The sequence below is a fragment of the Pseudomonas sp. GW821-FHT07G10 genome, assembly GCF_059418545.1.
This window is the reverse complement of record NZ_JBWKQB010000002.1, coordinates 304852-320817: the sequence shown is the minus strand read 5'-3', so window position 1 is coordinate 320817 and position 15966 is coordinate 304852. Positions and strand designations below refer to the sequence as shown.

Below are 15966 nucleotides of genomic sequence, written 5' to 3'. Positions count from 1 at the left end.
GTAACAGCAGATAGACATAGTGATTATTGATTGACTACTATTCATCTGCGCCTAGGCGTGAACTACAGGGTGGTTACAGGGATCTTCGGATCGCACCCCGCTTCTGATGAAAATCAGATGGCCCAGCGCCAGGTAACAGCGTCCTGCCCCGTCGAACGCATACAATCGACGGCTGAGAATCCCGCCTGGAGCGGGATTCGCCGTTTCTGGCCATTCACTTTTGCGGCGTCGACCGATTCCGTATGAATCGCCCCGGGTTTCGTAGACACCTACATGCCTTAAAGTGAGGCCAATCAGGAGGTGCCATGAGCAACCTGCGTAATTGCAAAGACTTGCCCACCCATTTGCATTCGACCTGACCAGTCATTTGCATCAAATTTGACCAGTACGACTCGTGGACATGACCGACAGAAATCGGCCAGAAGCGGACGGTTGTCGATCAACTCATCAAGGGTTGCGATCACGAAGGTTTTTGATCAGAAAGTCCCGCAGACTATCAACTGCCTTGGCCCCTTGCGACGCTTTGCTTCGGTAGACCGCAACATCCATTGGCCCCAAGGGGCCGAGATCATGCTCTGGCCCCAGGTTCTGCAGATGCTCAGGCACAGTGCAACAGGTCAGCACCGCTACTGCAATCCCGCTCTCGACCGCAGCGATCTGACCGGCGAGATTTGAGCTGTTATAGATCACCTTAAACCGCTGCCCCTGTTTGTTCAGCGCATCGCCGGCGCACCGCCGCGCCAGGCTGGTAGAGTCGTAGACAGCGATGGGCAGCGGATCTCTCCGCCACAGATCGAATTGCGCCGCGCCAACCCAAACCATGGTCTCCTGAAAAAGAAACGCCCCACGCCTGGAATCATCACGTGAGACCAACGCCAGATCGAGTTCCCCACTGCCCACCCGAGGGATGAGAGCTGTCGACAGCTCGCATGTCAGCTCAATGTCGACGCCACAGTTTCGAGGAGCGAAGCGTTTCAAGACAGGCGTCAGGTATTGCGCTGCGTAACCGGCTACGCCGAAGGGGACCAGTGAGATTTTCCTCAGCTCAACAGCATTGTGACATTTTCTGCAAAATTCTCAGTCGAAATCTCCAGAAGGCCCATTTTTCCTATATCAAACAACAGGCGCAGAAAAGAGGTGCTGGCACTTGTTTACAAATAGTATAAATAGCGCTGTGTGACATACCGCGAGAACGATCATGGCTGACAATGCGCTCATCGACCTGCTGAAGAAAAATGGCCCCATGCTCAGCAGCGATTTGTCGAAGCTGCTTGAGAGCAAATATGGGCTGAATCCCGAAGCGGCCAGAAAGCGTGTCGAGCGTGGCTGTCCCGGCATGACTCGACTCAACCACATCGTTTTCCCTCATCGGGCCCGCTTTAGCTACCTTCAAGAAGACTATGGGTCCCCATATTTCTTCGATAATTTGATGGAGGCCCTGAAAAAAACGCGGAGCACGTATTTTGCCGCGCTCCAGGCTCTCGGGCTTCGAGGCAACGTGATGCCCCGAAATCATTTTCTGATCGCCTGTGGTGCACCCGTTGCTCAGAAGAAGCACATTTCAGCAGAAAGCCTGCTGGAGCGACTGGTAAAAGCGACTCTCGTGAAGGAAGTGACACTCCCAGGTGGTGAATCCTGTGTGGTGCGATGTGATTACCACCAGATGCTCGAGGTGACCTCACTATGGGCAAAGATGAAAGGCCGTCTGATCGCCGAGAAGGTTACGCTGTTGGCGGTAAAGGATTGGTCCCGCAATCTGGGAATGGTCAGCTACGACTCCGTGGAAACTCGCGAGGACGAAGGCTCAGAAGCGTTACCCAAGGTCGGGACGTTCAATTGGGACCTGGCCGGTCCCTCTTACCTGTTTCCGATGCGAGAGTACGTTAACAACACTCTCAAGCCAGGCTTCTTCGTCTGCGACCTTGCCCTGAATGGCAGAGTGAACGTTGATCAGCTCGCAGGGTTCGTCAGCAAATGCGTCACGCTGCGAAGTCTCAGGAAGGTGGGTAAATGCCTTCAGATTTTTGTCGCCGAAAGCTATGACAATGAAGCCTTCGCCCTTCTGAAGGAGAAGGGCATCATTCCGGCGACAACTGAAAGCCTGTTTGGCCGCGATGTGGCACTGGCGCTGAAAAGCCTTTGTGCGGTGTTGAGCGATACAGCGAAACTCACCCAGAACCCGGAGGCGCTGGATAAGATCTTCAACGACCTGTCCCGAATCGAAGGCGCTGCATCGACCCTTCGCGGGAGCCTGTTCGAGTTTGCCGTGGCCCAAATCGCGAGATCCACATTTTTGGGGTATTCCCAGGAGATGAATCGGATCGTCAAAGACTCAATCGGGGCAGAAGCTGAAATCGACGTACTGGCACAGCGAACGAATCACGAGGTCGTGTTCATCGAATGCAAAGGGATACATCCGATCAGTACCCTCAGTGACGATGAAGTTGTCAAATGGCTGGACAAACGTATCCCTGTGATCAGAGGTTTTGTGAAGGCGCATTCGGAATGGGCAAGCATCCGCCACAGATTCGAGCTGTGGACGAGCGGCAAATTGTCCGAAAATGCGATTGCGATGGTCAAGGCCGCGCAGGCGAAGAGCCCGAAACTCGACATCCAGATACGTGACGCTGAATACGTCTTGGCCCAAGCCAGCGCCAGTAATGATGCCGGCCTATTAAAAACCTACCGGCAGCATTTCGTGACGCACCCTATGCAGGAGTTTGAGGAGGCCCAGAAGCGCGAACAGCGCAAGGCCGACAAAGCAAAGGCTAGGTTGAAGACGTCATCTGTAGAGGCACCACCTCCCCCTTCAGCAACCCCGCCAGCACCTGGTGTGTACGCTGGCTTCATGAATCCACAAAACACCTTGTAAACTCTCTATCGCCACATGGAAAGAAAATGAACGCGGTAAACAGTCAGGATAGATCTGAAAGGTTTGGTGAAATCTGCCAAGCAATCGGCTTCACTTTGTGGCAACTCCAGACGCTGGAAGGATCAACAGCACAATTTTTCGTGCTGGTTGAACAAGCCATACCGCAAATGGGAGAGGAGCAAGGCAACATCCTTGTCACTGACGCCCAGAAGAAGACCTTTGGTAGAAGCATCACGCGACTATCCGAAAGTGATCACCTTCCCAAAAACCTGTTGGAGCGCTTCCAGGCACTGCTCAAAGACCGGAACTGGTTGGTACACAGCTCCAACGCAGATAGCAAAAGAGCCCTGGTTAGTGAAGACGCCTACATCGGCCTTCATCGAAGGCTGGAGTCGATTGTGGATGAAGCTGGGCGGTTGCTGAAGGAAATCTCAGCGCTTTCGGAAAAATTCGTACTTGGACATGAAGTTTCACCAGAGGCTCTGGAGGCAAAAATCGCCGCAACACTCCAAGAGTGGCGGATTTAAAAAAGGTCGAGCCAATTGTGCGTAAATTCTCCGGGTCGGTTTTGGGGCGAAAGCCGCCTTTTGTGAGCGGCAGCTGTTGGCCGGTTTCTGCCGCTCGTCTCATTTGCGTGCAGTGGTCAGCCGGATGCAAACGGGTGGTCAATACGAATGCAATTGGGTGGTCAAGTCAGTGCAATTACGCACTCGGGGGACTTGAGCCAGGGCAATCTGCACACCGGAGGAAAAAATCGACCCTGGGCGAGGCGCGACAAATCGCTGCCCTTCAAAATCGCTCGGCGACACGACCTCCAGCTTGGCCATGGGATGATTGCTGGGCATCACTGCAACTGCATCCATGTCCACAGATTGCATCTCGACGCCGTGCGGATTAATGGGGCCTTCGGCGCAACCGATATCAACTTGGCCAGCTGAAACCATTTCCGCAACTTCATGCGATGGAACTCCCAGAGTGCTGATTTGGAGGTTCGGCCTCTCTGGAAGAAAGTACGCCAAAAATCTCGGCAATAGCGTGTTTGCCACTGCCGGCATTGCCGCAATCCTTAACGAGCCCGCCGTGTTTTCTCTGATCCCAGATGCCAGGCGACCGATTCGATCGAGACCGATAGCAAACTTAATCATCTGGTATCGACGTTCAGGCTGTAAGAGTTAATCGGAATGCAGAGCTTCTACCTGCCTATGGACTTCACCAACGGCAATTTGTCCTGGCCGAGATGCGTGACAGCGTCCGGTGCAGGCCGACCTGCCGTTGGGTATGGCTGATGACGGGATTCCAGCAAATGTCTTGGCACAGAACTCATGACCGTCTCTTGACGCTCGAACACTGTCGTAATTATCGCGTACTTTCATCATTGTGATCGATTAGCTCCCTGCCAAGACGTTGCACTCTTTGGTGACCATACACGTCACTCACTGACCACCAGCTTCTCGAAGCTTTTCATGGGGCGAGCGCCAAAATGCGCAACCAGAATCTCTAATTCATCCTTGTGAAGTGACTTTGGTTTAAAGCGTTTCAACGCTGCTTGACTGACAAGCTGGTTGCTTGCTTCGGCAATACGCCCTTTCGTCGAATTGGTGGTGGCAACCGAGAACACGTCCATCAAACGAATTGCCATTTCAGCCTGTAGATCTTGAGAGTTCAGTACGCTCATGACGATTTTGAAGTCGTCGAATACCGCCTTGATTGTCTCATCTGCATTAGCGAGCGCACTAATTTGGGGAATCAGTTTTAGGAAGAACGGGGCGCCAAGCTCTTTGGCCCTCTCAATAGAACAGGCCCACAACCGCCGTCTATGGCTGTCATCCAGAGCTTCTCTTGCCAGCACATCCGCCATCAGTTCGTGGCCTGTGTCCTCCTGGGATTGGAGCCATATACGGATCGCCAAATCAGGTTGCTCTGCACTGCCTTTCGGCCCTTGCTGAAGAATCCGCACCAGTACCTCACTCGGAACAGGGCCATCCTTATTAGCAGCGATAGCTTTCCAAGCTTTTTGTAGTGTGTCGGTATGATCGGCGTTTGCCCATTCTATGGGTGACGTTAGGTTTGCAGCTTGCTCAGGGGTTAGCTCGCAGTACCCCCCCTCGAAAATGCTCAATGAGACTTTAGGGGCCGCTGACCAGGCTGAACAAGTTGCTGCAATGAGTTTTCCTCGGCCATCGCTACCCACTAGGCCGTGCTCAACCATGTGGCGCATGGACGATAAGATCCCTTGATTTGTATTTGCAGCATCAGTCAACGCAAAGGCGCCAGCCTCATCGAATATGACTTGAGGGTCGTAGCCTGGGAGATCGTCTGACTTCGATGGCCAATGTTGAGCTAGGCAGAAGTGCAGCCATGAAAAGTGACCTGGATAACTTTTCCCTTGAACAAAGAGCTGTTGAAGGTAAGGACCTAAAACGCTCGGCGATGCGTATTTTAGGAGTGGTACGCTTGGCTGAAGTAGAGATTTAATGAATGCCTCGGCGCTAACCTGAGCCGCCAGGTGCTGAATGAGGCTGTCCACGTAGCCATGCAGCGGGCCGATTTTCCAAGCTGATGTCGGTGTATGGAGAATGAACACCTTATACCTTTTCAGAGCCGGATCACTTGCAGCGGTGCTTGTGAGAAAGGTAGAGAGAGAAGCTGCGATTGCAGTCTTAGTTGGATCAAGCAAAGTTTCGAATTGAGTCGCAATCAGTTTGACGCAATCGATGGGAAGACCCACAAAGAGCTGAGGCACCCACCCACCAATCACTCGCATAAAGTCCGTTTCATCATTTTTTCGTAGCTCGGACAGTAACGCACACGCTTGCTCAGGCAGGAAGTCGTGTTTAGCCCACAAATCAGCTAAATCGGCGGTGGCTTTTACGGCTTCAGCACCTAGGGCCTCTCTTCGTTCGCGGACAAATCTGAGCAAGCTTGATGCTGCCACTTCATGCTCCATCGTAGACTCTTCATCATCGAAGTCCTTCAACAGGCGTGCGACGAAATCCCTGACGAACTGGCAAATATCTTCATCATTTGCGTGCTGAATGTTGCTTTCAGCCACTTCCCAAGCCATGCGCACAGCGACCACACCAGAGAGAGATACATATCGTGCCAAGGGGGCCCAAAGCAGTGGTCTCGACTCGTCGCCCTGATCCATCATCTGGTCAAATATTTTTCGTGCCCGAGTGACACTGGAGACCATATCAAATTGAGGAGCTTTACTTCTCTCAAGCTCGTCTGCGAGCGCATTTATGTAGTTAAGGCCTAAGTCTGAAACTAGATTGTCGCCATAACTCTCCAGCCATTGTTCCAGTTCTTTGAAAGAAAGCTGTATGTGTTTGTTGCCGATTGAGATATTCCGATCGAGCAACCAGCTAAGTAGCTGTTCGTCGGCCCGACGCTCCAACCCGATGCTTGCACGCACTGTTAAAATCATCGGGACCGCCATGTGCACCATAGCGACGGCTTCATCAAGGCTAGGCGGTTGCATAGTCTCGCGCAGAAGCTTCACGGCTTCGGAACCGCCGAGTACATCACCAACAAGGCGGGACGCAACAACACGCTGGTCGTCAGTAACGGCAGATCGCAGGATCTTCCCGATCTTCTCTAGGCCAAGTTGTGAGCGTAGATCCAGAGAATCCCCTATTTCACGACAGAGCATACTAATGAGCTGGTAGGCCGGCGGCTCGGGTAGGCGCTCTACTAAGTCAGCTATGACCCGTGATGCACGCGCTCTGAGCGTAGGTAACTCCTGCCGAAGGTCTTCAAACATCTGATAGAGCGCTCGGGCTTCGTTTTCGTGGAGAGGAGCGTTGTCGTTATGCCTGGCGAGTCCCTCCAAGACCCCTTGCGTATTTCCAGAAACAAAATCACCGTAGATTGGCGCCATCTTTGGTCCCAAACGTCGAGTGACAGGGTCCTCGGAAAGTAGAAGCAGGCTTTGTAGGGAGGGCGGCCATCTTAAACCATCCAAGCTTGCGACAAATTGTCGGAGTGGCCGATGCTCAGCCTTGAGAATGAACTCACCATCAGTAGTCAGCTTGAAATAGCGCTCCTTTAAACGGTCCTGTGTTTGCAGGGGCTGATCATCCAGATTCAATTTACGGATGACGACATCAGTGAAGCGCTGCAGAAATAAGGGGTCTTCTTGGAGGTCGCGATAAAAGTCAGGAAAACTTACTTTCATCGCACATAGGGCACCAAGTGAGATGGGGTGCGATGTGACAGCGCCTTCGTGTAATCCTCCAGGCTTGTTCGTACCAAGTCCCTCGGCTTCCCTCTTTTGAGCAACCCACCAAGCTTGAGCAAAAGCATTCACGATCTGAAGGGCGTTTCTCGGATCTTGGACGCTGACGTGAATCATGCGATCAATAATCGGTGCCAGGTGGAAACCACGCGCCTCAAGATCTGCGGTGATGCTGGTCAACTTAGCCAAGTGAGCACGCGCGAATTCGCGCATGTCATGCCGAGGGGGCGGCGGTATCTCTAAGCGAAATTGGAAGATTCTATCCAGATATCTACGTGCGTCGTTGTGAGTAACTACCGAGCCAGGAAGATCACTATTTCTGCGCCCCCGAGCAAGAGCGTCAGCTACCTTTGCTTCGTCACAGGAGATAACGAAAACCAAACCAATGCCCTTTGGCAGACGATTAGCGGGTATCTCCATGAACGTGCGTACAGCATCCAGACCAAGCACCATTTCCTCGGCTGAAAGGCGATCCAAATCGTCAACGAAGACCACCAACCTTTCACATGTCTTTCCAGAGCGCCCATCCAGGGATTTACAGTCGCCAGATTTGTAGCTCCGAATTTGATCGAGTAGCAAATCTTCGTATTGTTCGGACGTGGTATTGGGGAGCTCTACTCGCGTGATCGGCATCGACGAAACAACAGCAGGTGGTTTTACGTTCTTTAGAAGGTACGTGTAGGCCCACGTTACGCAAACAACGATGACGCTTTTCAAAAACTCGCTTTTAACATCCAATCCGATCAACGTGAGCCAGCAAATCCCAAGCAATAAGGCCATTGCTGCTATCAACGCAGGTATCGGCAACGCCCATGCCCTGAGCGTCTCCAGCGTGATGTTGAACCACCCTTTAGCTTTTTGAGTTGTCTCGCTAACCTGTCGAAACAGCTTGTCGTGGAGGTGGTCTTCCTTACCCCCAAGCTCTAGGAATACATGACGCAACAAAGCACGCTTGATGTCTTGATCATGCCCGCCAAATCGCCAGGCGTTGAAGGTGATGCAATGAAATCGATCCTTTCTCAGCCTCCCCCCTTGTTTGGAAGCATCGTTTTTCAGATGGTTTGTGTACAGCTCCTTGATGCTGCTTTTGCCGGTACCCCAACCACCAAGGAGACCTATGCTAAACGGAGGAGCTAACTCTTCTGATTCGATCAGGCTTTGCAGGCCCTCAGCGAAATGCCTGTGGCCAAATGCATCTTGATCGGCACCTGAAATTTCACGATCCAGAATGGCGGGCATGACTTTATTGTCGGTGGGCATTAATCATTCCTTTGGCCGCTGGCATTTGGCTACACATACTGTAGTCACTTCGATAGGGCTGCAATAGCTATTGCCGCTCAATGGGAGTGCGCAGCCGCGAAAGCAGCTGACCTCCTTCTCTTCTCAAGATTCCAGAATGGAGGACTTTGAGTGGCCCTTTATGCTGGAAAATGGTCTATGGCTCGAGAGTTTTTAGCCACCTTGTAAACCTATTTTTTGCGTTGTAACCATCAGTAGTTAACAGGGTAAAAAATCGGTTTACACCACATATCAACTCCCAGCGTTATGTGCGCTGACCGAGCCTGGCGCGAGTCTTTGAACTCATTCGGGGACGTGATTTTTTGACGGATAGCTAGGGATGGTGTTCCTCCAGCCAAACTCCACGGATAGGCCCATCTCCCGCCCCCCCGATCTCCCCATCGCTTAAGGCAAAGCACAGCGTCTTCCGGCCAGCACACCTGCTGCCCCTTCAAAGGCCATGGTGCTCACCCAGTTGAAGTGGCCTCGATTTCTGCCCCATCAGCGGGAGTTCTCGCAACCTCGGCACCGCTCCTAGCGTAGCGCCACAGCGTGAGACAATCTCTGCCTCTTCGTAGGTCAGACCGTCTGGCTTGAGGCAACAATATGGGGTGGCAAGATTATGGTGAGTAAGTTCACCGCGCGAGCTAAGCAGTTCTTGATCAATAGGTTGATTGAAGAAGCGAACGCCGGACGGATTTCGAAACACAACTATTCTCAATTGCTTAAGAATGATCAGTTGGAGGTCATGGGTGTTGAGGCTTCGAAGGAGGCGTTGAGTCACCTCGATCAGCAGATACAGAGCGCTTTCTATCAACGTCAAAAAATAGCTTTCGAGTTGAGTCAGACTTTGAGATTGATCCGATCCGAAGTCGTCCCGGTTGTTTTTTCCATGGAGGGTAATGGACCGGACAAAAATATATTTGTGAATCAAATTGTCGTTACCTGGCTCGGTGGAGCCTACCGCCGTCTCCCTTCCTTCGCCCAAGTCTCACTGTTATGGCTCGCTACGTCCTCGCTTCGATTCGCCGGTACGCTCACAAAATTCAAATGGCTGACAGGTGTGATCAGCTTCGTTGTGCTCGCTGCGAAGGTTTGGCATTCGGGCGCAATCGATAAGGCTTGGATAGGAATTAGCGCCGCGGCCGGCTTAGGGGCTGTCTGGCTGCTGTCCATGTGGCGATGATTGGCATCCGTCCGGCAACACACCTTGCCGGCCGTTTTAGGATCACAGGGACTAAATGCTCTCAATACACATCCATAAATAAATGACGAGAAATCAATTAAATAAGCACAATTTCACAATTTTTGGGGGAATTTAGGGATAACTACCAAGCAGGTTTTAAGAGAGCCCCTGGAGTCCGGTGAAATCGTCATTGCCCGAGCCCGAGACCGGGTACGTTTCCCGGCACGCTTCCAATTGGTGGCAGCCATGAATCCCTGCCCGTGCGGTTATCTCGGCGAGCCCAGCGGACGTTGTCGCTGCACGCCGGAACAGATTCAGCGCTATCGCAACAAGCTCTCCGGCCCTCTGCTGGATCGCATCGACCTGCACCTGACTGTCGCTCGCGAAGCCACGGCGCTCAACCCTGCGAAACCATCCGACGATGACACCGCCAGTGCCGCTTTACTGGTCGCCAATGCCCGCGAACGGCAGCAACGGCGTCAGGGTTGTGCCAATGCCTTCCTCGACCTGCCGGGGCTGCGCCAGCATTGCCAGCTATCCACAGTCGATGAGAATTGGCTTGAGACGGCATGCGAGCGGTTGACGTTGTCGCTGCGGGCGGCCCATCGACTGCTCAAGGTGGCGCGCACGTTGGCGGACCTTGAGCAGGTCGACTTGATCAGCCGGGAACATCTGGCTGAGGCGTTGCAGTATCGGCCGACGGGTCAGTAAGCCGCGTTTGTAATCATTTTTTTAATGAAAACCCTCATTTCTAATCGTTTTTCTCAACGAATAATCGATTTTTCAGGTTTCGCCTCGCTCACCCCTTGCTCAGATCCACCAACGGCGTCTGCCGCACTTCGGTCTGTCGCCCGTTCTGAATCTCGTTGACTCGCTTCAGTGCCTTATCCACAGCCGGCTTATCCGCCAACAAGCTGTAATTGATCTGGAACTGACGCTGCTGCTTGGCACCGATAGTTGGCACCAGGTTCAGTGGCCGCTGATAGCGACGGTTGTAGGAGAAACTCGTGCCCGGCTCCAGGCCGGTAACGTAACCCTGGCCTTGGGTGTCGGTGTTTTTCCAGAGGGAGAACACAGGCAATTGCTCGGTGTTGAAACCGACCGCCACGCCCAGACTGCCCGCTTTGTTGTGCAGAACGGTGAGCGTGTCGCCCTTGGCGTCGGCGTATGGCACCACGTTGTAGACGGTTTCGTCGTAATCCTTGGTCGGACCTCGATAGGTTTGCCAGTCAGACAAATCCGCTTTGGCCTTGTCGTTGAACGGTGAGACTTGTTTCACCGGCGCGGCGAAACGGGCGCCTTGCTCCAGGAATGGCGTGCTGAAGTTGCTGTGATAAAGCGCCTGATATTCCTTCGGATAGTCGCCGTTGTTAGTCAGCGTGTCGTTGAGCGCAAAGCGCACGCTGCCGGGGTCGGTGACCAGTTCGGTCGCCACCGAAAAGTCGACTTTCTTGAAGGCCTGCTCTTTCAGCTCACCGCGCAGGCTGATGGCATAGGGCGGCTTTTCGTCGATATGCAGGGTGACCTTGTTCGCCGGGATATTGGCGGCGCGGCCATGCAGGGTCAGCAGCTCTCCGTTGTCCATGCCCGGATGGCCGACCCATTCGTAGCCACAACGGGTGACCAGTTCGTTGAAACCCTCCAGCCAGCCCAGTCCGCCGCGGCCGTTGAGCTCGATAAACGACGGGTTGACCACGTCCTTCACTGGAGAATCCCAGCCCATGCGCACATTACCCACCGAGGCCTGCAGGACGTTCATCCCGCGAGTCGGCACCACGGACAGCTTCATTGCACCGTTATCGATGTCGACGATGCTGACGCCCTCCTGACGACCACCATGCAGCGTGCGCATCGTCACGGAGAATGGCTTGGCGGTTTTCACTCCCAACTTTTCGCTGGTGATCTGAAAGTTTTGCGCGGCTTTGTCGGTATCGAGCAACACATAATCCCAAGCCATGGCTTGAGATGCAGCAGTCAGTGCGCTGAGGGCAACGATCAATTTGAGCGGGGTCATGGGAAAGCCTTTCTTGGAGTTGTGCAATTTTTATAGCGCTGATGAAACGATTCATCAAGTATAAAAATGCACAGTTGAACGCCAATTGAGCTTTTGGCAGCGGATCCGTCACCTCGGTCATTTCGTGGGATTCGAGTTGCTTGTTCTGACGTCTTCGCGAGCAAGCTCGCTCCAAGGGGAAATCAGGGCGTCATCGTTTCAGCTCAGGCGCTCGACGTCAGGTAACTCCATCGCCTGGACTTCGCTCTGGAGAAAATCGCTGAGCCTGCGCAAACGCTCACCTCCTGGACGGGTTTTCGGCCAGACCAGGTAATAATTCTCACCGCTGGCGACGGCTGTCGGCCACGGCAGACTCAACCGCCCCTGCGCGACATCCTCAGCCACCATCAGCAAATCGCCCATGGAAACACCGTAGCCACGGGCAGCGGCGATCATGCCCAGCTCCAGTGTGTCGAAGACCTGGCCGCCCTTGAGTGACACTTGTTCGGAGAGGCCCATGCGCTCCAGCCAATTGCGCCAATCGCGACGGTCCGGCGTCGGATGCAGCAACTCGGCGCTAGCCAGCCGCGCGGCGTCCCAGGGTTGATCGCTCAATAGACTCGGCGCGCCTACCGGGATCAGCAGCTCGGGGAACAGGTAGCTGGCCTCCCAATCCGGGGGAAAGTGCCCGTTGCTGAGCAGTACCGCGCAATCGAAGGGCTCCTGGTTGAAGTCCACCGAGTCGACATCCATCCAGGCGCTGGTCAGTTGCACCTCGTTACCCGGTTGCAAATGCCGGAAACGGCTGAGGCGCGCCAGCAGCCAACGCATGGTCAAGGTCGACGGCGCCTTCATTCGCAGGATGTCATCTTCAGCGCGCAGGGTATTGCAGGCACGCTCGAGTGCCGAGAAGCCTTCACGTATCCCTGGCAGCAGCAGACGCGCAGCCTCGGTCAGCTGCAAGTTTCGACCGCTTCGCTGAAACAGACGGCAGGCGAAATGCTCTTCCAGCGTGCGAATGTGTCGGCTGACAGCGCTCTGGGTAATCGACAGCTCTTCGGCCGCACGAGTAAACGAGCTATGCCGCGACGCCGCTTCAAAAGCGCGCAAAGCGTAAAGAGGAGGAAGACGACGGGACATTGGGAGCGTTCCTATAGCGCAATGGCAAAACCCTACCAGAAACCTCGACGCATGAGTTTTAATCATGCGAGCAATCGTTTTTATCCCTTTGTGCACACGCCCGAGAGCGCCGAGAATCAACCCTTCCCTGCCCTTGTGAACAATCGAGACTGATGATAATGCAGCATCCAGCACGTATCGAACTCCGGGCCATCCTGCGGCTGGCCGGGCCGCTGATCGCCTCGCAGTTGGCACACATGCTGATGGTGCTCACTGACACCTTGATGATGGCCAGACTGAGCCCCGAAGCCCTCGCGGGTGGCGGTTTGGGCGCCGCCAGCTATACGTTCGTGTCGATCTTCTGCATCGGTGTGATTGCCGCGGTTGGCACCCTGGTTGCCATTCGCCAGGGCGCAGGCGACATCGAAGGCGCTACCCGCCTGACCCAGGCCGGGCTCTGGCTGGCCTGGCTGATGGCACTGGTGGCCGGTCTGCTGCTGTGGAACCTCAAGCCCGTTCTGCTGATGTTCGGCCAGACCGAAACCAACGTCCACGCCGCCGGCCAGTTCCTGCTGATCCTGCCATTCGCCCTGCCCGGCTACCTGAGTTTCATGGCCTTGCGCGGGTTTACCAGCGCCATCGGCCGCGCGACTCCGGTGATGGTCATCAGCCTGGGCGGTACCGTGGCCAACTTCCTGCTCAACTATGCGTTGATCACCGGCATGTTCGGCCTGCCGAAGCTCGGTCTGACCGGGATCGGCCTGGTCACGGCAATCGTCGCCAATTGCATGGCTCTGGCGCTGGCCTGGCATATCCGTCGGCATCCGGCCTACGACGCTTATCCGCTGCGTCAGGGGCTGTCGCGGCCAAACCGCCAGTACCTGCGCGAGCTGTGGCGTCTGGGGCTGCCAATCGGTGGCACCTATGCGGTGGAAGTCGGCCTTTTTGCGTTCGCCGCGCTGTGCATGGGTACCATGGGCAGCACGCAACTGGGCGCACATCAGATCGCGCTGCAAATCGTCTCGGTGGCGTTCATGGTTCCAGCGGGTATTTCCTATGCGATTACCATGCGCATCGGTCAGCACTATGGCGCAGGGCAATTGCTGGACGCCCGCTTGGCCGGTCGGGTCGGGATCGCCTTCGGTGGGGCCGCGATGCTCGGTTTCGCGATGGTGTTCTGGCTAGTGCCGAACCAGCTGGTCGGGCTGTTCCTCGATCATAACGACCCGGCCTTTCGCGACGTGATCAACCTGGCTGTGAGCTTGCTGGCGGTGGCTGCCTGGTTCGAGCTGTTCGACGGCACGCAAACCATCGCCATGGGCGCGATACGCGGGCTCAAGGATGCCAAGACCACCTTTGTGGTGGGCCTGGGCTGCTATTGGCTGATCGGCGCACCCGCTGCGTGGTTAATGGCCTTTACCCTCGGCTGGGGGCCGACCGGCGTATGGTGGGGTCTGGCGTTGGGGCTGGCCTGCGCGGCAGTGAGCCTGACGCTGGCGTTCGAAGGGAAGATGAAGCGGATGATCAAAGGCAAGCCCTCATCGCAGAGGGCTCTGGAGCAAGGCATCGGCGACCTGTCGGCTTAGCAGACATCCTGCACGGTTTGCTGGCAGACGCCGAACGTCAAGTACTCGACCAATTCAACCAAGGGTAACGGCTTGCTGATCAGGTAACCCTGAACCTGATCGCAGCCGAAGCCGCGCAGTAACGCAAGCTGCTCCGGCGTTTCGACGCCTTCGGCCACCACTTCCAGGTTGAGGTTGTGCGCCAGATTGATCATCGCGTGGACCAGCTTGCGGTTCTCTTCGCGCAGTTCCATGCCGCCGACAAAGCTCTTGTCGATCTTCAGCAGCGCAATCGGCAGGCTGTTGAGGTGAACGAACGAAGAGAAGCCGGTGCCGAAGTCATCCAGTGAGAAACGCACACCCAAACGACCCAGCGCATCCATGGTCTGCTTGACCAGGTCACTTCGGCGCATCACTGCGGTTTCCGTCAGTTCGAACTCCAGCCATTGCGCCTCGACGCCACGCTCGGCAATCAGGCGACTCAACGTCGAGAGCAACTGACTGTCCTGGAACTGCCGGAACGACAGGTTGACCGCCATGTGCAACGGCGGCAGGCCGCGTTCGCGCAGAGCCTGCATATCCCGCAGGGCGCGGGAAATCACCCAATAACCGAGCGGCACGATCAAACCGCTTTGCTCGGCCAGCGGAACGAATTCGCTGGGCGGCAACAGGCCACGCTCGCCATGCCGCCAGCGCACCAACGCCTCGAGACCGACAATCTGCCCGTCTTCCAGGTTCAGCCGTGGCTGGTAATGCAGTTCCAGTTCGTCACGACGCAAGGCACGGCGCAGTTCGCTTTCGAGATCGGCGAGGCTGCGGGCGTTACGATTGATGCGCTCATTGAAAATATGAAAAGTGCAGCCTTGGGTGCTTTTGGCCTGTTGCATGGCGATATGCGCGTGCCACATCAGCGGGTCGGCACCGGCCCGTGTGCGGGCATGGGCAATACCCAGACTGCAGCCGATCAGCAGGCTTTCACCATCGACCCAATAGGGCTCGGACATGGCTTCGATAATGCGTTCAGCCATCCACTCGGCACGCTGCGGCGCCCGGCGGGTGTCGACCAACAAGGCAAATTCATCACTGCCCAGACGCGCCAGTTGATCGCCGGCTTCAAGCTGGCTTTTGAGCCGCGAGACCACCTGCAGGATCAGCCGGTCACCGGCCTGGTGACCGAGGGCATCATTGGCGTGACGAAAGTTGTCGAGGTCCAGATGACCCAGCGCAAGGCCACGCCCTTCATTCTCGGCAAGACGGGCCGCCAGCAAGGTCTGAAACCCCTGGCGATTGGCGATGCCGGTCAGCGGGTCCTGTTCAGCCAGGCGTTGCAAGGTGTTTTCCAGCACACCTCGCTCACGAACATGGCGCAGACAACGGCGCAACGTAGCAATATCCAGAGCATCGTGGACCAACCAGTCGCTGACACCGTCCGGTGCGACTACCGGTTCGTGCTCCAACAGCAATACCGTTGGCAAACTGCAGCGACCCGGAGCGGGTTGCAGGGCTGGAGTCGTCAATAACACCGCAGTGCGGTCGTCATCGAACAAACTACTGACCGACTCCCAGCTCGGCGCACTGATCAGTACAGCCGAGCTCCCCATCGGAGCCAGACACTCGCGCAACAACGCTGCCCACGCTGGCTCTTGGGCCAGAAGCAGCAAACGCAAGGGTTCGACAGGCGTAGACAAGCTAGCTCCCTAGACTCTGCAAAAGATG

At 55.3% G+C, this 15966-nt stretch carries 9 protein-coding genes and 2 pseudogenes; 5 read left to right on the top strand and 6 right to left on the bottom strand.

What is annotated here, in order from left to right:
• Window positions 1-447 precede the first annotated feature (447 nt).
• Window positions 448-1005, bottom strand: a pseudogene (locus AC07O1_RS04730) (LysR substrate-binding domain-containing protein); the annotation flags it as partial.
• 193 nt (window positions 1006-1198) lie between these two features.
• On the opposite strand from AC07O1_RS04730, the gene AC07O1_RS04725 reads away from it, so the two are divergent.
• Together AC07O1_RS04725 and AC07O1_RS04720 are read left to right on the top strand one after the other, a co-directional pair.
• Window positions 1199-2872, top strand: coding sequence for a hypothetical protein (locus tag AC07O1_RS04725; protein ID WP_495088057.1), 1674 nt, complete (start codon window positions 1199-1201; stop codon window positions 2870-2872).
• 26 nt (window positions 2873-2898) lie between these two features.
• Window positions 2899-3399 carry a hypothetical protein gene (locus AC07O1_RS04720; protein ID WP_495088056.1) on the top strand — a complete coding sequence of 167 codons (501 nt, stop codon included), beginning with the start codon at window positions 2899-2901 and terminating at the stop codon, window positions 3397-3399.
• A gap of 138 nt (window positions 3400-3537) precedes the next feature.
• Here AC07O1_RS04720 and AC07O1_RS04715 read toward each other — a convergent pair whose 3' ends face one another.
• Both AC07O1_RS04715 and AC07O1_RS04710 read right to left on the bottom strand, forming a co-directional pair.
• Window positions 3538-4017, bottom strand: coding sequence for a LysR substrate-binding domain-containing protein (locus tag AC07O1_RS04715; protein WP_495088055.1), 480 nt, complete (start codon window positions 4015-4017; stop codon window positions 3538-3540).
• A gap of 284 nt (window positions 4018-4301) precedes the next feature.
• The gene (locus AC07O1_RS04710; RefSeq protein WP_495088054.1) at window positions 4302-8369 is read right to left on the bottom strand and encodes a KAP family P-loop NTPase fold protein; all 4068 of its coding nucleotides are present in this window, start codon (window positions 8367-8369) and stop codon (window positions 4302-4304) included.
• A gap of 640 nt (window positions 8370-9009) precedes the next feature.
• Here AC07O1_RS04710 and AC07O1_RS04705 point away from each other — a divergent pair.
• Both AC07O1_RS04705 and AC07O1_RS04700 read left to right on the top strand, forming a co-directional pair.
• A complete protein-coding gene (locus tag AC07O1_RS04705) occupies window positions 9010-9573 on the top strand; it encodes a hypothetical protein (protein ID WP_495088053.1) in 564 nt (187 codons plus the stop codon).
• A gap of 150 nt (window positions 9574-9723) precedes the next feature.
• Window positions 9724-10284 (top strand): annotated as a pseudogene (locus AC07O1_RS04700) (ATP-binding protein); the annotation flags it as partial.
• Window positions 10285-10372: 88 nt separating this feature from the next.
• Here the strand turns inward: AC07O1_RS04700 and AC07O1_RS04695 are convergent.
• Both AC07O1_RS04695 and AC07O1_RS04690 read right to left on the bottom strand, forming a co-directional pair.
• Window positions 10373-11587 (bottom strand): aldose 1-epimerase family protein, encoded by a 1215-nt coding sequence (locus AC07O1_RS04695; protein WP_495010422.1) that lies wholly within the window; start codon window positions 11585-11587, stop codon window positions 10373-10375.
• A 198-nt stretch (window positions 11588-11785) separates the two neighbouring features.
• On the bottom strand, window positions 11786-12706 hold the full coding sequence (locus AC07O1_RS04690; protein ID WP_494990875.1) for a LysR substrate-binding domain-containing protein: 921 nt from the start codon (window positions 12704-12706) through the stop codon (window positions 11786-11788).
• 152 nt (window positions 12707-12858) lie between these two features.
• Here AC07O1_RS04690 and AC07O1_RS04685 point away from each other — a divergent pair, with 152 nt between their 5' ends.
• Window positions 12859-14271, top strand: coding sequence for a NorM family multidrug efflux MATE transporter (locus tag AC07O1_RS04685; protein WP_495088052.1), 1413 nt, complete (start codon window positions 12859-12861; stop codon window positions 14269-14271).
• Here the strand turns inward: AC07O1_RS04685 and AC07O1_RS04680 are convergent.
• Window positions 14268-15938, bottom strand: a complete 1671-nt coding sequence (locus tag AC07O1_RS04680) for a putative bifunctional diguanylate cyclase/phosphodiesterase (protein WP_495088051.1) — start codon at window positions 15936-15938, stop codon at window positions 14268-14270. The genes AC07O1_RS04685 and AC07O1_RS04680 overlap by 4 nt on opposite strands.
• Window positions 15939-15966 lie beyond the last annotated feature (28 nt).